A 20,807-nucleotide genomic window follows, 5' to 3' on the forward strand; every position below is an offset into this window, starting at 1 on the left:
CCCGAGCGGCGCGGCTCGGTCGATGGGATCTCGGTTCGAGTTGGATCTAGCATAGGGTGTTGCGCTGGGTTCGTTGTGCGTTGTCGCGTCAGTGGAACAGGCTCAGATCTTCATGTTACTTCTCCTGAGTTGTCGGACCGCTCCGACGACGTTGAGAAGCCTACAACAGGCATTGTTTCTTTGTCGTTTCATTCATGCAGCTCGCGCGTGAATCATCAACTTACGTTGTTGATGGCGCTGTTGCTTGCGTGTTTCGCGAGCTCCGGACGCGGGCGTCCAGGCGCGGTGTGCAAGGAGGTGTGCGAGGAGCGTTGATGCCCGGGGTCCGGCGAGCACGCATGGGCTCGCCAGGGCGCCGGTGTCACCGGGGTGTCAGCGGGGCAGTCGTCGCGGGCTCTGCTGTGCCGGCTCGCCGCGCGCGTCGTCGTCGGTCACCTCCGCCTCGACGTCGATGACCTGCCCGGGCGCCGGCTCCCGTCGCGGCCCGTCGGGGCGCCCGTCGCCGCCGAAGTCGATGACCCTCATGCTGAAGAACGCGCCGGCGCCCGGGCCGGCTCCCCCGAAACCAGCGGCGCTCGCCGCCACCCGCCGCTCGAGCCGCTCGCGGACCAGCGCCGCGATCCGGCGGCGCGTGGGCGGGAGCAGGAGCAGGATCCCCGCCACGTCGGTCAGCACGCCCGGCGTGACGAGCAGCGCCGCGCCGAGGAGCACGAGCAGCCCTCCCGTGAGCCCCTCGTCGGGGATGCGGCCCTCGGTCATCGAACCCCGCCAGGCGGCGAGCACCTTGAGCCCCTCGCGCTTGCCCAGCGCCGCGCCGAGGACCGCCGTTCCGAGCGCGAGCGCGACGGTGGGCCAGAAGCCGATGACGTCCCCGATCGAGAGAAGCAGCCAGAGCTCCACGATCGGGACCACCGTGAAGAGCAGGATGAGCTTGCCCATGACCCCCCGTCTAGCGCCGTCCGCCACGCGGCGCACGCGGCGCACGCGGCGCACGCGGCGTGGAGCAAGCCCGCTCGCCGAGGCGAACCGCGCGCCCAGGGCCGCGTTTGTTGGCGAGCCGCGCGAGCCGCGCGCCGCCGGGCCTCTCGCGGTCGGCCGCTCCGCCGCGGATCCCGCGCCGGAGTACCGGCCGCGGTGAGAGTGCGCTAAGACCGCCTGCCCCGGAGAAATCCATGACGACTGTCCCCGTGGAGCAGGAAAAGGTGGAGGCGTGCCGAGCATTTGCGGCCGACATCGCCGACGACGTGCAGCGCTTCATCGACCGCCACACGACGGTCGGCGTCGAGCGCACCGTGGCCCGCGCCTACGGTGTTGTCGGCGCCGACGCCGAGGGGACGCCGCTCGTGAACGCGCTCGTCGACCGCATCCACAAGGCGGGGCAGGCCGGCCGCGGCGTCGCGTACCACCTCGGCCGGGCGCTCTGCGAGGGCGCCGCCTCGGTGCAGGAGGCGGCGGAGATGCTGGCGTTCAGCGAGGCGGCCGACTTCGGCCAGGGCCCGTCGGCGGCAGAGGCGCGCGGCGCGCTCGAGGCGGCGACGCGGGAGGCGATCGCCCGGATCGACCGGGCGCGCGACGAGCGCGAGGCCAACAAGGCCGCTCACCGCGTCGGCGCCGCGCCGCTCAAGTACGTCATCGTCGCGACCGGCAACATCTACGACGACGCCGTCCAGGCCAAGGCCGCCGGCTTCGCCGGGGCCGACATCGTCGCCGTGATCCGCGCGACCGCGCAGTCGCTCCTCGACTACGTGCCGGAGGGGCCGACCACCGAGGGATACGGCGGCACGTACGCGACGCAGGAGAACTTCAGGATCATCCGCCGCGCCACCGACGAGGCGACCCGCGACACCGGCACCTACCTCGCGCAGACGAACTACTCGTCCGGCCTGTGCATGAGCGAGATCGCCTGGATGGCGGCGGTCGAGCGGCTCGACATGCTGCTCAACGACGCGATGTACGGGATCCTGTTCCGTGACATCAACATGCAGCGGACGTTCATCGATCAGTACTTCTCCCGCCGGATCATCGCGAGGAGCGGGATCGTCATCAACACGGGAGAGGACAACTACCTCACGACAGCGGACGCGGTCGAGAAGGCCCACACGGTGCTCGCGTCGCAGTTCATCAACGAGGCGTTCGCCCTGCGCGCGGGCCTCCCCGAGGAGCAGATGGGCCTCGGTCACGCCTTCGAGATCAACCCCTGGCACGAGGACAGCCTCCTCCTCGAGCTCGCGCAGGCCCAGCTTGTCCGGCAGATCTTCGACCGGCACCCGATCAAGTGGATGCCGCCCACCAAGTTCAAGACAGGCGACATCTTCCACAGCCACGTCCACGACGCGATGTTCAACCTGGTCGGGATCACGACGGGCCAGTCGATCGAGCTGCTCGGGATGTTCAGCGAGGCCGTCCACACGCCGCTCCTCATGGACCGGTATCTCTCGCTGAAGAGCGCCCGCTACATCTTCACGGCGGCGCGGCACCTCGGCGACGAGATCCAGTGGAAGCCGGGCGGCATCGTCGAGTCGCGCGCCCGCGAGGTCCTCGACAAGGCGCACGCGCTGCTGCGCGAGGTCGAGCGGGACACCCTCTGGGACGCGATCGGGCGCGGCGCCTTCGGCGACGTCAAGCGCACGCGCACCGGCGGGAAGGGGTACGCGGGGGTCGTGGCGCGGCACCCGGAGTACCTCAATCCGATCCTCGAGGTCCTGGAGCGGTCGTAGCGCTCCCTGCCCTGACCGGGCCGGGATCTGCGAACATGGGCGCGTGAGCGGGAAGGCACCTGAGGGTACACGACGGGGCGGTTCACCTTACCGGGGCGGCGCGACCGATGCGGTGCGGCTCGAGGTCCTGGAGGACCGGGTCGAGGAGCAGCGACAGGCGCTCGACAGACAGCAGCGCGCGCTTGACGAGCTCAGGGAAGAGCTCGCGCGCGTCCGCGCTCAGGTCGCTCACCTCCCGGCGCCGGCGCCCCCGGCGAAGGGGGAGCAGCCCAGGAGAGACGACGTGCGCCGCGCGGCGGAGGATCTCGTGCGCCGCGCGGAGCAACTTCCCTCCTCCGAGGTGTTCGCCGAGCTGCGCAAGCTGGCCGACGCCCACCCGTCGCACGCCTCCATCGAGGAGCTCGTCGATCGGGTCCACTGCGCCCGCTGCGGGCGCCGGATCCGACGGCCGGACCCCAGCGAGCCGAGCCACCACGGGCGGTACTGGTCGGGCCGATGCCCGCGCTGCCATGAGCCCCTCCGCTTCCAGCGCTGACGGGCCGATCGAGGGGAACGGAAAAGAAACCTCCAGGGGGCCCGGGACACCCGGAAAACCAGGATCTCTCTTCCTGGCGTCTCTGTCGTCCTGGCGGCTCAATCCCTCCTCGTCCGGGCGCCGCGCCAGAGCGGCGCCCATGCCAGGCGCCGGGTGGGAACCGCACTTGAGCGCCATGTCACTCGAGTCTTCGAAAGACATGCTTCCTGACCTGGCGCGCCCGCTTTGCTCGCTCCTGGCCGCGCGATCGCCCTGGCCGCGCGAGGCCGCCTGGCGCTACTCTCAACAAGGGAGCGGCGCAGTCCGCCCCAGCAGACGGAGGTGAGCATGACACAGCGAAACATCCTGCGTGCGTATGGCGATCGCGAGGGCGACGGGATGGTCCAGATGTCGTTCACGCTCCGCGTCCTGCCGGGCGACCGCGCGCGCGAGGCGGCGAAGCGCTTCGCCGAGGCGCACGGGCTGCGCGAGCCGCTGGTCACGGCCATGGAGCAGGCCAGCCGGGAACACACGTATTTCGTCGTTTACGGCCATTCCCAGCACGGGGTCGACATCTCGGACATCGAGGTTCAGGAGCTCGCCGCCCAGCCGCTCACGCGCGACCAGATCGAGGCGCAGGCGAAGAAGCTCGGCCGCAAGATCGTGGTCGTGGGCGCCTGCACCGGCAGCGACGCGCACACCGTCGGCATCGACGCGATCCTGAACTACAAGGGCTTCGCCGGGGAGAAGGGTCTCGAGAGCTTCAAGTGCTTCGACGCCCACAACCTCGGCGCGCAGGTCGAGAACGCCGAGCTCTGCGAGAAGGCGAAGGCGCTCGGCGCCGACGCCATCCTGGTCTCGCAGGTGATCACGCAGCGGAACTGCCACAAGGAGAACGCGGCGGCGCTCGTCGAGATGGCGACGCGCCAGGGCTTCCGGGACAGCGTGATCCTGCTGCTCGGCGGCCCGCGCATCGATCACAACCTCGCCGTCGAGCTCGGCTTCGACGCCGGCTTCGGCCCGGGGACGAAGCCGATCACGGTGGCGTCGTTCCTGGTCGAGCGCCTCGTGGGCAGGGCGTAGCGGTCAGGCGACGAGCAGGTGGTAGGCGGCCGAGAGCTCGGCGAACCGCGCCGTGCGCCGGGCGTGCTCGGCGGGCTGCGAGGCGCCGAGATCGGGGTGTAGCACCGCGGCCAAGCGGCGGAACGCGCGGCGGATCTCGACCTCGGTCGCGCCCTCGCGCAGGCCGAGCGCCTCGAGCGCCCGGCGACGCGGCTCGTCCACGCGGGCGGCGCGCGGCGCGCTCGACGGGGCGCCGCGCGGCGCGCTCGACGAGGCGTTGCGCGCGGCGCCAGCGCTCGCGACGCGGCGGTGGCGGTCCCGCGCGCGCGGGCGGCCGTGGAGGAAATCGCTCGGGGCGAGCGGGCCGGTCTGCCGGAGCGCCGCGGCGAGCGGCCGCGCGGTGTGGAAGCAGATGGTCGCCTCCTCGATCGCGAAGAGCGCCTCGAGGCGCGCGCGGAGCTGGATCCGGAGCGCGCGCTCGACCGCGCTCTCCGGGATGAGCCCCGCGGCCACGAGCACCTCGCCGGTCCGGCGCCCCCGGTGCGCCGCGACGAGCGAGGCGAGCCGCTGGATCGACGGCCCGGGCGCGGAGCCGTCCTGCGCGAGGATCTCGCCGAGGCGGGGCACCCGGAGCGGCGTCTCGACGGCCGTCACGAGGCCGGAGAAGAGCTGGATCCGGTGCTGCCGGCCGGGCACCGTGGAGCCGCTCGGCGTCCGGAGCTCGCAGAGCTCGAGGAGCCCGGTCGTCTTCTCACGGTACAGCGCGCCGAGCAGGTCTCCCAGGGTCGACGTGGAGAGGCGGCTGGGCAGTTGCATCGAACGCGGCGTTACCATCGCCGCCCGCGATCGGGCAAAGAAGCGGCGGGCGGGCGCGTGCGCGCGCACGAATGTGCGCCCGGGTCGAGGCTCGGTGTGCGAAGCTCCGCGCGAAAACGGCCCGGCGCACCGCGCCGGCGCGCGGATCAGGAGGAATCTGCGATGGGCTTGCTCGACGGAAAGGTCGCGATCATCACGGGCGCCGGCGGCGGGATCGGCCGCGAGGAGGCGCTGCTCTTCGCCAGGGAGGGCGCGAAGGTCGTCGTCAACGATCTCGGCGGCGCGCGCGACGGATCGGGCTCGAGCGACGCGATGGCGTCCCTGGTCGCGGAGGAGATCCGGGCCGCGGGCGGGGAGGCCGCCCCGAGCTTCGACAGCGTGACGACCCCCGAGGGGGCCGCGAGGATCGTGAAGACGGCCGTCGACGCGTTCGGCAGGGTCGACATCCTCGTCAACAACGCGGGAATCCTCCGCGACAAGACGCTCCTCAAGATGGATGAGGGGATGTGGGACGCCGTCGTCGCCGTTCACCTGAAGGGGACCTTCCTGTGCACGCAGGCCGCCGCGAAGCAGATGATCGCGCAGGGCGGGGGAGGGCGCGTCGTCAACACCACGAGCGTGTCGGGGATGCTCGGCAACTTCGGACAGGCCAACTACGCCGCTGCCAAGGCCGGCATCTACGGGCTCACCCGCACCGCCGCGATCGAGCTGCAGAAGCAGCGGATCACGGTCAACGCGGTCGCGCCCATCGCCAAGACGCGCATGACGGAGGATCTGCCCATGTTCCAGTCGGCCGGCGACACGCTCACGCCGGCGCACGTCGCGCCCGCGGCGCTGTTCCTCGCGTCCGACCTGTGCGCCGACCGCACCGGCAACGTGCTCGCGGTCGCCGGGGCGCAGATGTACATTTACAAGGTCGTCCAGAGCCCCGGGAAGTTCAAGGACGAGGGCGGTATCTGGACGGCGCAGGAGATCGCCGATCACTGGGACGCCATCAACAAGCTCTGATGGCCATGCCGGCGCTGGAGGCCCGCCGAGGTGTCGGCCGGCGCGCGGGGCGAGCGCGCCCGCCCAGGGCTGCCGTCGCCGCGGACTCCGGGGCGCGAGCGGGACGGCGCGCGGCGGGCAGCGCGCGGCGACGCGCGGGCAGCGGGCGCGGCAGACGCGAGCGCGCGCCGACCGTTGCTGTGCTGATCCCCGGATGCTAGGTTCGAACCGCTTCCTGGGTGCGATTGGCGCATCGGCGTACTGTTCGAGCAGGTCGTTCACGCGGAGTCTGGAGGTGCCACCGGTGACCGTCTTTCGCTGCTGTCACGGCTGCGCGTCACCGCGCGGCGCCGTCTCTGCAGCGCGGAGGCGCTGAGCTCCATGTCGCGCGACGCCCACATCCCGCTCGCCCTGTGGATCTGCGCGGCGATCGTGGCGCACCTGGCGGGCGGCGGCGGCGCGGTCGAGGTGGCGCAGGTCATCGAGGACCGGGCCCAGCTCCGCCAGATGGTCCACGCGGTCCGGCAGGGCCTCCGGCCGGGCGACATGACGTTCGAGGTGCTGACCGACGGCCTGGCCGCCACGCCGCCTCCCGTCCCGCTCGCGCCGCCGGAGCGGCCGTCGGACGCCCCGGCGGAGGGCGAGCCGGACAAGGACACGCCCCCCGATCCGCAGCAGAAGCCCGATCCGGCCAAGGTGGCGCAGACCCCGCCGCCCAGGCCAGAGCCGCCGCGCGAGAAGGCGCCGCCGCCCCCGCCGCCCACGCCGGAGCCGCCGAAGGAAGAGGTGGTCGAGGTGGTGCCGGCCAAGCCGGTGCCCCCGCCGCCGATGCCGCCGGCGGATGGGCGGATCGCCGTCCGCCAGCACGTCGAGAAGGACCAGGAGGACAACCCCGAGGCGAGCCGGATCGCGGACGACGCCAACAAGGTCGCCGAGGAGACCATGGCGCAGATCCGCTCGAAGGATCAGGACGATCCCACGCCGACGCCCGGGACGCCGTCGGGCCCGATGGGGCCGAAGGACAAGGTCGGCGACAGCGATCACGATCACAGCGGCCACAGCGAGGAGCGGGCCGGCAACGAGAAGCACGCGCCCGGCGAGAGGAACCCCGAGAGCGAGAGCGCGGAGCACCACAGCCCGGCGTCCCCGGCGCAGGCCGCCCAGGCCGCCCGGGTAGCGCCGCCGCCGAGCGTGCCGGGGGCGAGCGGCGGCGGTCGCGTCGCGCAGGCCCCGCCCGCCGCCGTGCCGCCGCCGGACAAGGGCGCTGCGGGCGGCGCGGGGCCGGCGTCGCCCGAGGTCGTCGACAGCGCGCGCGAGGGCTACTCCCTCAACCCGGCGAACCCGGGCGGCGACGGCAAGAGCCGCGTCGCCGGCAAGAAGGCGACGCCGCAGCCCTACCAGAGCCCGGTTCGCGTCGGCTCGATCGGCCTCGGCGCGCCCGGGCTCCCCGGCGGGCCCAACCTCAACCTGAACATGGCCGGCGTGCAGGCGGCCGTGGGCAACGAGAAGCTCAAGGCGGAGCGGGCCGCGGACGGCGCCTCCCGCAAGAGCGCGCACCGGGGCTCGTGGGAGACGACGGACAAGTGGAAGAAGTGGCGCGCCGCGATCGAGAACTACGACCCCTCGGTCAAGCCCGGCAACCAGACGTCCCTGAACGCCGCGCGGGTGCCGTTCGCGACGTACATCAACATGATCCACAACCGGCTCCACCCGATCTTCGCGGAGGAGTTCCTCGCGTCGCTCGAGAGCCTGCCCTCCGGGCACGCGTTCAACCAGAACCGGGTGACGCACCTGGAGATCGTGCTGAACAAGGACAGCGGCAGCGTCGTGCGCCTCGGCGTCACGCGGCCGAGCGGGATGACCGCGTTCGACATCGTCGCGCTGAGCTCGGTGCACCGGGCGTCGCCGTTCGGCAAAGCGCCGGACGCGATCGTGTCGCCCGACGGCAACGTGTACCTGCACTGGGAGTTCCACCGGGATCCGTACGACGCGTGCTCCACGCGCAACGCCCGCCCCTTCCTGCTGAAGGCGCCGTCCGAGGGCACCCCGGTCGAGCCGCCGGCGGTGCGCAGGCCGCCGCGGCCCGTCCCGGGCGACGAGAAGAGAATGCCGTCCTCCGGGCCGCTGCTTCCGCTCCGGCGATAGGTCCCGGCTCTGCATCGGGACCGCGGCGATGTATCCTCGGCGTCATGCCGAAGGATTCCGACGCGGCCGTTCAAGTGACCAACGCGCGCATCGAGGCGGCGCTCGCGGATTCTCCGGCGTTCACCCGGGTCGAGCCGCAGTTCTACGTGGTTCGCCAGGGGACCGCGTACGTTTACCTGCATGTGCTGCCGTGGGCGCCGGATCGCGCGCTCGTCCGGCTCGTCGCGCAGCTCGCCCGCGGCGTCGAGATGACGCCGGATCTCGCGATGAAGCTGCTCCGCCTGAACGCGCGCATCCGCTTCGGCGCGTTCGGTTACGTCGCGCAGGGCTCGTGTGTCGTCATCGTCCACACGCTCCTCGGCGGCGAGACGCTCGACGCCGACGAGATCCTGGTCGCCCTCCGGGACCTGTCGGTGCTCGCGGACGAGTACGACGACCGCATCGTCGAGGAGGCCGGCGGTCAGCGGATGCAGGACCTGATCGACGCCTCCGCGACCGCCGCGGTCTTCACCGATCTCGACGCCGCCCCCCGCGCCTGGGACAAGGGCTGAGCGACGGGCGCCCCCCTTCATTCATGCTCCTCAACATCGATCTTCCCCCCGAAGCCCCCCCTCCCTCCGCCGCGCCGGATCCCGCCGCCTCACCGCGCCGCGAGGAGGGCGGCGACGCCCGGCATGCCGAGCTCGCCGAGCCCGCCGAACCACGGCCCTCCGCCGCCTCACGGCCTCCGCTCGCCGGCATGCCCGTGCTCGCGCTGATCCGGCCGCTCGCCGTGCTCGCCCTGCTCGCGATGGTCCTCGGCCGCATGCTCGCGCCCGCGATGGTCGGCCTGGCGGTGGGCATCGAGCGCACCGCGCACGCGGTCGAGCTCGCCGGCGCCGGCGCCTCGCAGCTCTTCGCGATCGGCGCCATCGTGACGGCGATGGCGCTGATCAGCGCGGTCGTCCGGAGCCGCGTCCCGTACGCGCTGCGGATCGCGGCGATCGTCGCGGGCAGCTTCGTGATCCTCGTCGTCCTGCACGCGACGGTGCAGCGCGTGCCCGATCTCTCGGCCGCGCTCATCGGCGTGAGCGCGGCGATCCTCGCGCTCGGCAGCGCCTGGGAGGCGCTCCGCGTCCCGTTCATGCGGCCGGTCGCGGCCGCGCTCGGGCTCGTCGGCGCCTCCGCGCTCGTGCGGCTCACCGGCGTGCTCCTGGCGGTCTGGGCGAACGAGCGCGGCTCGAAGGCGCTCGCCGGCGCGACGAGCTCCGTCGCGACCGCCGCGTTCGCGCTCGACGCGCTGGCCGTCCTCACCGCGACCGTCGCGCTCGGCGCCCGCCGCGACGCGCGGTCGCGCGACGCCGAGCAGCCCCGGCCGGGGCCGCGCCTCGTGAGCCCGCTCTCGCTCGCTGCGCTCGCCTCCGCGCTGCTGGCCACGCGCGCGGCGCTCGCGGGCGCCGCGGAGGACGCGTCGATCGTCGAGACGCTCTTCCGCCGCGCGCTCGACCGGCTGCTCACGCGCCCCGCGCCGGTCGTTCCGCTCTCGATGCAGCTCTTCGCCGCCGCGCTCTCGGTGGTGGTCGTCGCGCTCGCGCTGATCGCCCCGCCGCGGCTGCCGGCGCTGGGCGGCGCGCTCGCGCTGCTGCTCGTCGCGCGCAGCGCCCCCGAGGTGCCGCTCGGCGCGCTGTCGCTGGTGATCGCCGCGCTCTGCGTCGCCCTCGCCTCGCGCGACGAGCGCGGGTTCTGGGCGGCCATGCTCGCGACCGAGCGCGAGCGCGCCCCGGGCGCCCTGCCGGGCGCCGGGAAACCGGACCCTACCGGCGGCGCCTCAGGTTGACGCGAGCGACGACACTCGTTAAGGACGCCCTCGCTGCGCCGAGGATCAGCGCGCGGCGTTCCACCTGCTGCTCGCCACCGGGATGACGTGGGAGCCGTCCGGTCCCACCGGCCTCGCCTCGCGCGGACCCGGAGGGGCGCGACCCAGGCTCGCGGTAGCGCGCCAGGGCCCGGGAGAGTCTCATGCACCGTCGCGATCTCGTCTCGCTCTCCGCTCTCTCGCTCGCCGCGTTGACGCTCGGCGTCGGGTGCCCCGACGAGCCGTCGAGGCCCGCTGGCGGGGTGGCCGCGACCACCGCGACGGCGGCGGCGCCGACGGCGCCGGCCGCGAAGCCGAGCGCGGCGCCCGCGGCGTCTCAGGCGCCGCAGGCCACCGCACAGGCGGCGGCGCCGGCGGCGCCCGAGGGCAAGGGGACGATCAAGGGCGTCGTCAAATTCACAGGCAAGCCGGTCGAGATGAAGGTCCCGACCGCGCGCAAGGACGCCCCGGTCTGCCAGGACAAGGAGGTCGTGTACAACGCGGTCGTCGTCAACGACGGCAAGCTCAAGGACACCTTCGTCCGCATCGCGGTCGGGGGCGTGCCGGGGAGCTGGAAGGCGCCCGACGCGCACGCGGTGGTCGACCAGAAGGACTGCATGTATGAGCCGCGCATCCAGGGCGTGGTCTCCGATCAGCAGGTCGACATCAAGAACAGCGACCGGACGCTGCACAACGTGCACACCTACAAGGGCGCTGAGACGCTGTTCAACCAGGCGCAGCCGAGGGGCGCCGATCCGCTCACGAAGACGTGGAAGGACGGCATCATCAAGCTCACCTGCGACATCCACCCGTGGATGCGCGGCTTCGTCGTGGTGACGGATCACCCGTTCTTCGCCGTGAGCGGCGATGACGGCGCCTTCGCGATCGAGAAGGTCCCTGCCGGCAAGTACAAGCTCGAGGCGTGGCACCCCCGCTACGGCCTCAAGACGGCCGATGTCTCCGTTGTCGACGACAAGCCCGCCCAGGTCACGTTCACGTACGCGGGCACCGAGCCCGAGCCGGCGGAGAACAAGGACGAGCTCAAGGGCCTCTGGTGAGCCTCCCGGCGCGAGGGGCGCGAACGGCGCCCGAGGTCGCCCGGCTGACCGAGCGCGGCGCGAGCGGGGCTGACGATCGGCCCTGCCTGGAACTGCCGGACTGCAGACGGGTGTTGGGCGCGACGGAGCCGCTGCGGCGCGCCGCGACCGTTGCCGGACGCCGGTTCGTTCCCTATCGGAGTCGAGCGCGATCAACTGACGATCTCGACTCCCCGAGGCGCGTTGCGCGCGCTAGTCTCCCGGCCCAGATGCTGTTCTTCCCCGTCACCCTCGCTCCGGCGATGAAGTGGTTTTCCGGCCTGGCCATCCCTCAGCCAGGGATCTTCGGAGGTGTCGCGCTGCCGCCGGGCGCGGGCGCCGGGCACGACAGCGAGGTGTCCGCGTGACCATGAGCGCCGAACAGGTCACGGAGCGGGCCCCGGTGCCTTACGTCCGGCAGGCGGAGCCTTCCGCGGGCGATGACGACGGCGCGCTCCGCACGAGCGCGCGCCCGCTGCTCAAGGTAGCGGCCGATCTGGTGAGCCTCACCAAGCCGCGAATCACGCGGATGGTCGTGGCCACGATGCTCGGCGGCATGTGGGTCGCGAGCCGCTATCTGCGCTCCGGGCTGGCCGGAGAGGCCGCGATCGAGCGCGCGTCGGTCCCGACGACACAGCTCTTGCTGGCGTTGCTCGGGACGGTCCTCGTCGTGTCGGGCGCCAACGTGCTCAACATGTACATCGAGCGCGACACCGACGTGCTGATGGAGCGGACGCGGAACCGCCCGCTGCCGGCGCGGCGGCTCGCGCCCGAGGTGGCGCTCTGGTTCGGGATCGCGCTGTCCGCCGCGTCGATTCCGCTGCTGTTCGTGTGGGTGAACGCGACCACGGCCGCGCTCGCCGCGCTGGCGCTGCTCAGCTACGTGCTCGTCTACACCCCGCTCAAGCGCCGGACGACGCTCGCGCTGCCGATCGGCGCGATCCCGGGCGCCATCCCTCCGCTGCTCGGGTGGACGAGCGTCACCGGGCGTATCGACGTGCCCGGCTTCCTGCTCTTTGCCGTCATGTTCCTCTGGCAAATCCCGCATTTCCTGGCCATCGCGACGTTCCGTCGCGACGAGTACCGGCGCGCGGGGCTCAAGGTGCTGCCGGTCGAGAAGGGAGATCGGACAACGCGGCTCCACATGGTGGGCTATCTCGCGTTGCTCGTCGTCGCCTCGGTGCTCCTCGTGCCGCTCGGCGTCGGAGGTCCTGTCTATCTCGGCGCCGCGATCGTCCTCGGCGGCGCCTTCTTCGGCGTCGGCGCCTATGGCCTCCGCGCCGGCACCGGCAACCGCTGGGCCCGCGGGGTCTTCGTCTCCTCGATGGTGTATCTGGTGCTCCTCTTCGCCGCGATGATGATCGGCGCCTGAGCGGAGCCCGCCGGCTTGACGCGCCGGGTACCGGCTCCTAAGCGTCGCCGGATGGCGTCCATGGAGCCGACGCGCCAGGCCAACGGCGCTCCTCCTCTCGCGGAGCCCGGGCAACCGGCCAGCCAGCCGCTTCCGTCGGAGCGCGGTCACGCACAGCGGCCCCGGCGCGGGGCGCTCGGCGGCAGGCCGCTCCTCTGGATCGCGCTCACCTCGCTCGCCGGGCTCGTCGCGCTCTTCTTCGTCAGCCGCGCGGTCCGGAGCCACGCCGCGGAGCCGCCCGCGATCCGCATCCCGCTTCCGGCCTTCGAGCTGACGGATCAGCGGGGCCAGCGGTTCGGCCTGGAGCAGCTCCGGGGCCGCGTGTGGATCGCGGACTTCATCTTCACGACCTGCCCGACCGTCTGCCCCAAGCTCACGCAGCGCATGAAGGAGATCGAGCAACGGAGCCGCGATCTCGGCGGCGCGCTGCACCTCGTCACCTTCACCGTCGACCCGGAGAACGACACGCCGGAGGTGCTCGCGCAATACGCTGCGTCGCAGGGGCTCCCGCTCGATCGGTGGACGCTGCTGACAGGCCCTCTCGATCAGATAGAGTCGACGATCCTCAAGGGCTTCAAGATCGCGATGGGCAAGAAGGAGTCGAGCCCCGGCATCTTCAGCATCTTCCACGGCGAGCGCCTGGTGCTGGTCGACCAGGAGGGCGTGATCCGCGGCTACTACGAGGCGAATGACGAGGGGATCCCCGCGATCCTGCGCGACGCCGGCGCCCTCGTGAAGTAGCGCCGATCGACCGGGATCGCCTCACACCGCGATCGCGAGCCGCTTGATCATCTTCTGCAGGCCGAACCGCGACAGCCCCAGCAGCTTGGCGGCCTGCGTCTGGTTCCCGCGCGTGCGCTCGAGCGCGTCGCGCACGAGCTCCGTCTCCAGCGCGTCGATGCGCGCACGCACGTTGAGGCCGAGCTCGCGCGGCGCCGCGCCGCCGTGCGCGATCTCCGGCGACAGGTGCTCCCGGTCGATCGTCCCGTCGCAGAGCACGAGCGCCCGCCGGATCTCGTTCTCCAGCTGGCGCACGTTGCCGGGCCACCCGTGGGCCGAGAGCCGATCCATCGCCGCGCGCGTGACCCGGACCGGGCCGCGGCTGTGCTTGGCGATGAGGCGCTGGACGATGAGCGGCACGTCCGTCGCGCGTTCGCGCAGCGGCGGCACCCGGATCGTGATGATGTTCAGCCTGTAGAGCAGATCCTCGCGGAAGGCGCGCGCGCGGACGAGCGCCTCCAGATCACGGTGCGTCGCGGCGATGACGCGCACATCGACCTTGCGCGCCCGCTCCGAGCCGAGGGGTCGCACGAGGCCGTCCTCGAGGACGCGCAGCAGCTTCGTCTGCATGCCGAGGCTCATCTCCCCGATCTCGTCGAGGAACAGCGTGCCCCGATCCGCCACCTCGAAGAGCCCGGCGCGCGGCCGCTCCGCGCCCGTGAACGCGCCGCGCACGTGGCCGAAGAGCGCCGACTCGAGCAGCCCCTCCGGGATCGCGCCGCAGTTCTCCGTCACGAACGGGTGCGCCGCGCGCGGCCCGTTCTGGTGGATGGCGCGCGCCACGAGCTCCTTGCCGCTGCCGGACTCGCCGGAGACGAGCACCGGCACGTCCGAGGCGGTCACGCGATCGACGAGGCGCAGCATCGCGCGTACGGGCTCGCTCTCGCCGACGATCGCGTCGTACCTGTAGCGCGTGTCCCGGCCGCCGCGCGCTCTGGCCAGCTCCAGCGCCGCCGCGTCGAGCTCCGCCTCGCGCCGCGCGAGCTCCTCGGCGAGCCGCGACGAGGCGCGCTCCGCGCGGCGAGCGGCGCGGCGCAGCTCCACCTGCGCGCGCGCGTCCGCGATCGCGAGCGCCGCGACCGAGGCGATGGTGCGCGCCCACCGCAGCTCCTGCGCCCCGAAAGCGCCGCGGCGCACGCGGTCGTCGAGGTAGACGACCCCGAGCGCCTCGCCGCGCGCGATGAGCGGCACCGCCAGCACGCTCCGGAGCTTCAGCGCGTGCACGCTGCGGTGCACGCTCGGGAGCTCCCCCGCCGCGTCGACGGCGATCACCGGCTCGCGCGCCTCCAGGGCGCGGCGCGCGAGCGTCTGCGACAGCTCGAGCTGCTCGGCGCCGAGGCGGGAGCGCGCCAGGTTGCGCGCGGCCCGCGGGACGAGCCGCCCGTTCGGGGCGCGCAGGAGCAGGAGCCCCCGCTCGACGCCCGTCCAGAGCACGAGCGCGTCGACGACCCGCTCGAGCAGCGGCGCGAGCCGCTCGCGCTCGCCGAGCGCGCCGACGAGCGCCTCCAGATCGCGCGCCTGCTCGGGCCGGAGCCCGCTCTCCGGCAGCGCTCGCGCGCGGGCGACCCACGGCAGCGACCGGACCGCGGCGGCGATCTCGGGCGCGCCGAGCGAGGCGGCGGAGGCCGCCGCCGAGCCCGCGTCGGCGTTGCGCCTGCAGAGCTCGCGCGCGGCCTCGGCGAGCGCGGCGAGCACGCGGTGCGCGACGTCCGTCTGCCCGGTCCGGACCGCGAGCGCGTGCGCCGCGGCGAGCGCCGGGCCGCGCGACGCGATCGGCGCGCGGGCGCCCGCGAGCGCGGCGAGCGCCGCGAGGGCGCGGTCGGAGAGGCGGCCCTCTCCTGGCGATCGCGCGGCGCCCGGCGCATCGCCTGCCGCGGACGTCGCGCCGATGTCGTCCGCGGCGGACGCTGCGGCGCCGTCCTCCGCGGCGAGCGCGCGCGCCGCGCGCGCGCCCCACCAGTCGAGCCGCGACGCCGCGGCGAGCTCCGGGCTGCTCGCGAGCTCGTCGAGCTCCGCGACGCGGGCGCCGTCGAGCTCGCCCTCGCCGTGGCGCAGGAGCCGCGCCGCCGCCCGGAGCGCGTCGTCCGCGGGGCCGCCGGCGAGCAGCGCCGCGGCCCGCGCCGCCGCCGCGCGCGCGCCGAGGCGTGACCCGAGCTCCGAGCCCGCGACGCCGTCGCCGCGCGCGGCGGCCACGTCCGCGATCGCCCAGAGCGCGTAGGCCTCCGCCTTCGTGTCCCCGGCGTCGCGGGCCCGCGCGATCGCGTCCTCGGCGATCCGACATGTCTCGTGGGCGAGGCCCGCGGTGGCGTAGGCCGCCGCGCACGCGAGCAGCGCGCGCGCCGCCTGCGCCGGCCGGCCGAGGTGCTCCCAGAGCAGCGCCGCGCGCGTCGAGGTCGCGATCGCGCCGCCGAGGTCGCCGAGGTCCACCGCGGCCGCCGCCTCGCCGGTCCGGTAGGTCGCCTCCTCGACCACGGCGCCGGCGCGCACGGCGTAGTCCACCGCGGCGCTGAACGACGCGTGCGCGCGCTCCGGATCGCTCGCGTGCCACGCGTAGCCGCGCACGGCGGCCATCCGCGCGAGCTCCTCGACGGAGCTGGCGAGCGCCTCGCCGCGCGCCACCTCGGCGAGCGCCCGCGCGGCGTCGCCGCGCAGCACGGCGATCAGCGCCCGCGCCTCGCAGAGCGGCGCGGTGAGCTCGCCTCCGGCGAGCGCCTCGGCCGTACCCAGCGCCCCCGCGTCGATCGCGACGCGCGCGAGCGCCGCGCGCGCGCGCCCCTCGGGGTCCGCGTCGGCGTCGATGGCGGCGCGGGCGCGCTCCTCCGCGAGGGCGCGGTCCCCGGCGCGCCGCAGCACCTCCGCGGCGAGCGGCGCGGCGTCCCTGGCGTCCCGCACGCACGCGCGCAGCACGAGGCTCCGCGCGCGCCCGAGGTCGCCGTGCAGCCGGAGCGCGTTGGCCGCGGCGACGACCAGGTTGGCGGGCGCGTCGTCGCGCTGCTCGATCGCCTCGATCGCGAGCGGGTCCGGCGGCACCCGCGCGATCGCCAGCGCGAGCTCCGCCGCCTCCGCGGCGCCGATGCGCTCCGCTGCCGCTGCCGCGTCGCCGCCGCGCTCCGTCGCCACCGCGGTCCGTCGCCGCCGCGCCCCGTTCCCGAGCGCGGCCGCCTCGACGTCCGCGAGCGTCCATGCCCGCGGCGGGATCTGCCGGGACAGGGCCACGAGCGCCTCCGCGAGCGCGCGCTCCGGGACGGACGCGACGGCCCCCATCGGCCACGCCGCGGCGCTCGTCCCCACGAGCGCGGTGAGCCACCGCGCGACGCGGTCCGGGCCGAGCCGCCCGAGCCACTGCGCCTCGCCCTCGGGTGAGCCCGCGCGCGCCGCGCCGTCGCCCTCGGCGCCGGCGAGCGCGCGCGCTCGCTGCACCATCACGAACGCGTCCGCGAGCCAGGCGGCCACGTCGTCGCGCACCCCGAGCGCCGTCTCGAGCTCGTGCCGGCGCAGGCGCAGGTACGCGGCGCGCACGCGGCGCGCGTCGCGGTCCTGCCGGTCGCGCTCGTCGCACGCCGCCCCGGGAGCGAGGCCGGCGCGCCCCGCGGGCCGCCCGGCGGACGGGCCGCGCGCCTGCTGCGCGCCGGCGAGCGCTGCGCGCGCCGACTCGGTGACCCACGCGGCCGACGGGCGCGCCGCGGGGCTCGGCGACAGCAGGGCCCTGCAGATCGCGTCGAGCGGCGCCCCCGCCGCGCTCTCCGTGGCCACCGCGGCGCGCGCCGCCCCGATGGCGTCCGGCGCGGCCGCCACGCCGGGGAAGGCGACCTCCGCGAGCAGCGTCCCCAGCGCGAGCAGATCCCTCGCCCGCGCGTCCCCGAGCTCCGCGTCGTCCCGCGCGATGTACCTGAGCGTCGCCCCCTCCACGGCGGTCTGGTGGAGAGAGCACGCGAGCCCCAGGTCGATCATCCCGATCCGCCCCTCCGGCGTCAGGATCAGGTTCTCCGGCTTGAGGTCTCCGTGGGCGAGGCCGATCCCGTGCAGGTCGCCGAGCGCCTCGCCCGCGTCGCGCGCGACGGCCAGCGCGAACGCCGCGCGCTCGCCCGCAGGCAGGCCGCGCGCCGCGTCGGCCACGGACTGCCCCTCCATCCAGCGCATCGCCACGAACGCGCGCCCGTCCTCGCCGGGGGCGCCCACGATGCGCGCGCCGCCGGCCCGCGCCGCGAGCCAGCCGACGTCGACGAGCTCCGGCAGCCGCGGCGAGAGCGCCAGCGCGGCGCACATCGCCTCGCGGGCGAGGGCCTGCCGCGCGGCCGCGCGCTGCTCCCGGGGCGCGCCGCGGTCGCGCCGCTCGATCTTGAGCGCCACCGCGCCGCCGCGCTCCTGATCGACGGCCCTCCAGACCTCGGCCGACCCGCCGGACCCCGCGAGCTCCAGCAAAAGGAAGCGCTCTGCCAACCGAGGTGACAGGGTTGACGGATCGAGCATCCCACGGATGCTCCGGGCGCGCGGGCCACCTGTCAACCCTGGTTACGGTCCCGGCGCGCCGCCGCCGGCCGCGTCGCCGGGGGTCTCCTCGGGCGACGCGTCGGGCGCGCCCGCGTCGGGCAGCGCGCCGTCGCAGCGCGGCGCGCCGCCGTCCGGCCGATCCACGTCGACCGCCGCCGCGTCACCGCACGTGTCTTCCGGGCCCTTGGCGTAGTTGTCCGCCACGAAGCGCGACAGCGACGCCTTGTCGAGGCACGTCGCCGTGTACGTGGCGCCCCAGGCCGCGGCGGCGATCGGCGTGTCCAGCGCGCCGTCGGGCGTCATGACGAGGCGCGCCTCCGGCCCTCCGGGCAGGGTGAGGCACCTCGGATCGGACGCGGCCTCGGTCCGCACCTCGTCGAGCATCGCCGTCACCTCCGCGCAGCCGGACGCGGGGCACCGGTAGGCGAGGACGATCGCGCCGTGCTCGAGGTTGTGCACGTAGAGCTCGCGCGGGACCTCCGCCTCGTACCGCTTGTACGCGGCCCACGAGCCCCAGTGATCCCCGCCGCTCGGCGGGTTCGTCGCGTACTGGACGGGCGTGCACGCCGGCAGGTGTTGCGCCGACGGGACGGGGATGCCCGTCTGGATCACCACCTTGCACTCGGTCTCTCCCGGGAGCGGCGGGGCGTCCGGGAACAGGGTGACGGGCTCGGGCGGCGTCGACGCGTCGCTCTCGTGGTGGGCGACCGGGGGCGCGCTCTCGCCGCACCCGGACAACGGGGCGGCGACCGCGGCGGCCGCCGCCGCGACAGCGCCATACATCCTCGCGAAACCGCTGCGTTTCATGGCCGCAGGCTACCATGTCCGACGCGCGACGCGCGTTGCCCTGCGAGGCCGGCTCTGGTGTACTTGGGTCCTCCAGCGTGGCGAAGCAAGAGAACGATCATCGGCAGACGCTCGTCACCTGTACCTCGATCGCGCCGCCCGCGATCCCGGTGGAGCCCGGCACCGCGTGCCTGGTCGTGATCTACGGCACGGAGCTCGGTCGCCGCATCGCGCTCGGCACCGGAGCGATCGAGTGCGGGCGCTCGATACAGACCGATATCCCGCTCGACGACGAGGCGGTGAGCCGGCGCCACGCGCGCATCTCGTGGACGGGGATGAGCTACGTTGTCCGCGATCTCGGCTCGACCAACGGCACGTACGTGAACGACATCTCCGTCGACGAGCGCGCGCTCAAGGACGGTGACCAGGTCAAGATCGGCCGGACGATCTTCAAGTTCATCCAGGGTGGGAACGTCGAGCTCTCGTACCACGAAGAGATCTACCGTCTGATGACCTTCGACGGGCTGACGCAGGTCCACAACAAGCGCTCCTTCGAGGTCGCGCTCGAGCGGGAGGTGTCGCGGGCGTGCCGTTACCACCGTCACCTCTCGCTCATCATGTTCGACATCGATCACTTCAAGAGCATCAACGACACGCGCGGCCACCTCACGGGCGACGCGGTGCTGCGCCAGATGGCCGCGCTCGCCGCCGCGAACGTCCGCCGCGACGACGTCCTCGCGCGCGTCGGCGGGGAGGAGTTCGCGCTGCTGGTCCCGGAGATCCCGCTCGACAGCGCGCGCGTCGTCGCCGAGAAGCTGCGCGCCATCGTGGAGCGCACGCCGTTCCGCTTCGAGGAGGGCGAGATCGCCGTCACGGCGAGCTTCGGCGTCGCCGCCGTGACGCCGGACGCGCCGGTCTCACCGATGGAGCTCTACCGCCGCGCCGACGAGCGGCTCTACCACGCGAAGAAGGGCGGACGGAATCGCGTGATGTGACGGCGCGCGGGCGCCGTCGGGCCGTCAGGGGGCCGGCGTGGAGCAGTCGCGCGGCACGGCACCGGCGAGGATCCACGCCGAGAGGATGTCCATCCCGTCCACGTACGGCGTGAGGGTCGGATCGCCCGGCTGCTCGGGGAAGAACCTGAACACCGGGCCCGTCTCCGGGGGCGGCATCGGCATGCCCATGACGAACGCGGCGCGCAGCCGCTCGGTCTCCTCGCGGAGCTGCTCGGCCGCCTCGCCGGTCAACGAGGGGTCGATCGCGCTCTCCCCGACGATGATCTTGTAGAGCAGGTAGCTGTTCCCCGGGTTGTTCGGATCGATGAGCGGCATGGCCCTGCCGAAGCGCTCCGGGGTCTTCTCGGCCACGTACGCGTGCTCGCCGATCTGGGTCTGGTGCGCGGCGTGCCCGATCGCCGTCTCGAGGAGCGGCGCGGCGTTGTTGAACAGCGGCGCCCCCACGCTCAGGTTCAGCCCCGCCGAGGCGTTCCCCTCGATGTGGCAGCCTATGCACGTGGCGAGGAGATACGCCGCCCCCTTCACGCAGGTGCCGCACAGCGGATCGTCGGGGCACATGGCCGCCACGCACTCCAGGTCCCGCTGGCAGTAGAAGTCGCCGCCCGGCATCCTGAACTCCGGCATCGCCTGGGGCGGGTTCGTCGCCGCGACGGTGAACTCGACGCGCACGTTGTCGCGGAGCGGCGCGCCGTCGAACGCGCGGACGCCGGACGGCGCGTCGTCGTCGACGGGCTTGAGGACCGTGAGCGCGTACCGGCTCCCCGGAACGAGGCCCTGCACGCCCTCGACCTGGCGGAGGATGACCTCGCGCTGCACGGGGTTGTACGTCGCCGCGAGCGGGATCGGGTTGAGGCAGTCCGCCTGCGTCGTGACCTGCGTGGCCAGGTCGCCCGAGAGGCACACGAAGTCCGCGAGCGCCGCGCCGCCCACGGCGCGCGGCAGCAGGAAGCGATCGAACTTGAGCACGATGCTCGCGGTCGACAGCACCTGGGTCGCGCCGGTCGGGTCGAGCGCGGTACGGACGGGCTGGTAGTTCTGGTCGAGGCTGGTCGTGGCCCGCGCCTCGATCAACTGCACAGGGGGGGCGTCGACCGGCTGGTACGAGGCCTCGCCGACGTCGCAGCCCGCCGTCGGGAGGGCTGCGAGCAGGCAGAAGGGGAGGGGAGCGAGGC

General features: G+C 73.9%; 16 protein-coding genes. 11 read left to right on the forward strand and 5 right to left on the reverse strand.

Annotated features, from left to right (window positions below):
* Positions 1-372: 372 nt before the first annotated feature.
* A complete protein-coding gene (locus tag WME76_RS10695; protein ID WP_437960043.1) occupies positions 373-939 on the reverse strand; it encodes an FxsA family protein in 567 nt (188 codons plus the stop codon).
* A 233-nt stretch (positions 940-1,172) separates the two neighbouring features.
* Here WME76_RS10695 and WME76_RS10700 point away from each other — a divergent pair, with 233 nt between their 5' ends.
* The 3 genes from WME76_RS10700 to WME76_RS10710 all read left to right on the forward strand — a co-directional run bounded on the left by WME76_RS10700 (position 1,173) and on the right by WME76_RS10710 (position 4,314).
* A complete protein-coding gene (locus WME76_RS10700; RefSeq protein ID WP_437960044.1) occupies positions 1,173-2,717 on the forward strand; it encodes a lysine 5,6-aminomutase subunit alpha in 1,545 nt (514 codons plus the stop codon).
* Positions 2,718-2,829: 112 nt separating this feature from the next.
* Positions 2,830-3,252 carry a hypothetical protein gene (locus WME76_RS10705; RefSeq protein WP_437960045.1) on the forward strand — a complete coding sequence of 141 codons (423 nt, stop codon included), beginning with the start codon at positions 2,830-2,832 and terminating at the stop codon, positions 3,250-3,252.
* A 327-nt stretch (positions 3,253-3,579) separates the two neighbouring features.
* A complete protein-coding gene (locus tag WME76_RS10710; RefSeq protein ID WP_437960046.1) occupies positions 3,580-4,314 on the forward strand; it encodes an OAM dimerization domain-containing protein in 735 nt (244 codons plus the stop codon).
* Positions 4,315-4,317: 3 nt separating this feature from the next.
* On the opposite strand, the gene WME76_RS10715 is transcribed toward WME76_RS10710, so the two are convergent.
* Positions 4,318-5,109, reverse strand: a complete 792-nt coding sequence (locus WME76_RS10715) for a DnaJ domain-containing protein (protein ID WP_437960047.1) — start codon at positions 5,107-5,109, stop codon at positions 4,318-4,320.
* A gap of 162 nt (positions 5,110-5,271) precedes the next feature.
* On the opposite strand from WME76_RS10715, the gene WME76_RS10720 reads away from it, so the two are divergent.
* The 7 genes from WME76_RS10720 to WME76_RS10750 all read left to right on the forward strand — a co-directional run bounded on the left by WME76_RS10720 (position 5,272) and on the right by WME76_RS10750 (position 13,303).
* A complete protein-coding gene (locus WME76_RS10720; RefSeq protein ID WP_437960048.1) occupies positions 5,272-6,117 on the forward strand; it encodes an SDR family NAD(P)-dependent oxidoreductase in 846 nt (281 codons plus the stop codon).
* A 360-nt stretch (positions 6,118-6,477) separates the two neighbouring features.
* Positions 6,478-8,241: a hypothetical protein gene (locus WME76_RS10725; RefSeq protein WP_437960049.1), complete on the forward strand. Its 1,764-nt coding sequence runs from the start codon at positions 6,478-6,480 to the stop codon at positions 8,239-8,241.
* 44 nt (positions 8,242-8,285) lie between these two features.
* On the forward strand, positions 8,286-8,792 hold the full coding sequence (locus WME76_RS10730) for a T3SS (YopN, CesT) and YbjN peptide-binding chaperone 1 (RefSeq protein ID WP_061618555.1): 507 nt from the start codon (positions 8,286-8,288) through the stop codon (positions 8,790-8,792).
* Between the two features lie 188 nt (positions 8,793-8,980).
* Positions 8,981-10,057 (forward strand): hypothetical protein, encoded by a 1,077-nt coding sequence (locus WME76_RS10735; protein ID WP_437960050.1) that lies wholly within the window; start codon positions 8,981-8,983, stop codon positions 10,055-10,057.
* Between the two features lie 182 nt (positions 10,058-10,239).
* Positions 10,240-11,133 (forward strand): carboxypeptidase regulatory-like domain-containing protein, encoded by an 894-nt coding sequence (locus WME76_RS10740; protein ID WP_437960051.1) that lies wholly within the window; start codon positions 10,240-10,242, stop codon positions 11,131-11,133.
* 388 nt (positions 11,134-11,521) lie between these two features.
* Positions 11,522-12,523: a heme o synthase gene (gene cyoE, locus WME76_RS10745; protein ID WP_437290714.1), complete on the forward strand. Its 1,002-nt coding sequence runs from the start codon at positions 11,522-11,524 to the stop codon at positions 12,521-12,523.
* Between the two features lie 60 nt (positions 12,524-12,583).
* The gene (locus tag WME76_RS10750; RefSeq protein WP_437960052.1) at positions 12,584-13,303 is read left to right on the forward strand and encodes an SCO family protein; all 720 of its coding nucleotides are present in this window, start codon (positions 12,584-12,586) and stop codon (positions 13,301-13,303) included.
* Positions 13,304-13,324: 21 nt separating this feature from the next.
* On the opposite strand, the gene WME76_RS10755 is transcribed toward WME76_RS10750, so the two are convergent.
* Together WME76_RS10755 and WME76_RS10760 are read right to left on the reverse strand one after the other, a co-directional pair.
* Entirely contained in the window at positions 13,325-17,812 is a 4,488-nt protein-coding gene (locus tag WME76_RS10755; protein ID WP_437960053.1) for a sigma 54-interacting transcriptional regulator, read from the reverse strand.
* Positions 17,813-17,854: 42 nt separating this feature from the next.
* Positions 17,855-18,640 carry a DUF3105 domain-containing protein gene (locus tag WME76_RS10760; RefSeq protein WP_437960054.1) on the reverse strand — a complete coding sequence of 262 codons (786 nt, stop codon included), beginning with the start codon at positions 18,638-18,640 and terminating at the stop codon, positions 17,855-17,857.
* Positions 18,641-18,717: 77 nt separating this feature from the next.
* On the opposite strand from WME76_RS10760, the gene WME76_RS10765 reads away from it, so the two are divergent.
* Positions 18,718-19,614 (forward strand): diguanylate cyclase, encoded by an 897-nt coding sequence (locus WME76_RS10765; protein ID WP_433936055.1) that lies wholly within the window; start codon positions 18,718-18,720, stop codon positions 19,612-19,614.
* 24 nt (positions 19,615-19,638) lie between these two features.
* Here WME76_RS10765 and WME76_RS10770 read toward each other — a convergent pair whose 3' ends face one another.
* Positions 19,639-20,712, reverse strand: coding sequence for a hypothetical protein (locus tag WME76_RS10770; RefSeq protein WP_437960055.1), 1,074 nt, complete (start codon positions 20,710-20,712; stop codon positions 19,639-19,641).
* Between the last annotated feature and the right edge of the window lie 95 nt (positions 20,713-20,807).

Origin of the sequence: Sorangium sp. So ce119 (assembly GCF_051524405.1) — a bacterium.
Lineage (GTDB): Bacteria > Myxococcota_A > Polyangia > Polyangiales > Polyangiaceae > Sorangium > Sorangium cellulosum_G.

What these genes read in the sequence shown, in the direction of transcription:
- WME76_RS10730 (WP_061618555.1), top strand. Translation starts at nt 8,286, where the DNA reads ATGCCGAAGGATTCCGACGCGGCCGTTCAAGTGACCAACGCGCGCATC.
- WME76_RS10695 (WP_437960043.1), bottom strand. Translation starts at nt 939, where the DNA reads ATGGGCAAGCTCATCCTGCTCTTCACGGTGGTCCCGATCGTGGAGCTC.
- WME76_RS10740 (WP_437960051.1), top strand. Translation starts at nt 10,240, where the DNA reads ATGCACCGTCGCGATCTCGTCTCGCTCTCCGCTCTCTCGCTCGCCGCG.
- WME76_RS10710 (WP_437960046.1), top strand. Translation starts at nt 3,580, where the DNA reads ATGACACAGCGAAACATCCTGCGTGCGTATGGCGATCGCGAGGGCGAC.
- cyoE (WP_437290714.1), top strand. Translation starts at nt 11,522, where the DNA reads ATGAGCGCCGAACAGGTCACGGAGCGGGCCCCGGTGCCTTACGTCCGG.
- WME76_RS10715 (WP_437960047.1), bottom strand. Translation starts at nt 5,109, where the DNA reads ATGCAACTGCCCAGCCGCCTCTCCACGTCGACCCTGGGAGACCTGCTC.
- WME76_RS10720 (WP_437960048.1), top strand. Translation starts at nt 5,272, where the DNA reads ATGGGCTTGCTCGACGGAAAGGTCGCGATCATCACGGGCGCCGGCGGC.
- WME76_RS10760 (WP_437960054.1), bottom strand. Translation starts at nt 18,640, where the DNA reads ATGAAACGCAGCGGTTTCGCGAGGATGTATGGCGCTGTCGCGGCGGCG.
- WME76_RS10700 (WP_437960044.1), top strand. Translation starts at nt 1,173, where the DNA reads ATGACGACTGTCCCCGTGGAGCAGGAAAAGGTGGAGGCGTGCCGAGCA.
- WME76_RS10755 (WP_437960053.1), bottom strand. Translation starts at nt 17,812, where the DNA reads ATGCTCGATCCGTCAACCCTGTCACCTCGGTTGGCAGAGCGCTTCCTT.
- WME76_RS10750 (WP_437960052.1), top strand. Translation starts at nt 12,584, where the DNA reads ATGGAGCCGACGCGCCAGGCCAACGGCGCTCCTCCTCTCGCGGAGCCC.
- WME76_RS10725 (WP_437960049.1), top strand. Translation starts at nt 6,478, where the DNA reads ATGTCGCGCGACGCCCACATCCCGCTCGCCCTGTGGATCTGCGCGGCG.
- WME76_RS10735 (WP_437960050.1), top strand. Translation starts at nt 8,981, where the DNA reads ATGCCCGTGCTCGCGCTGATCCGGCCGCTCGCCGTGCTCGCCCTGCTC.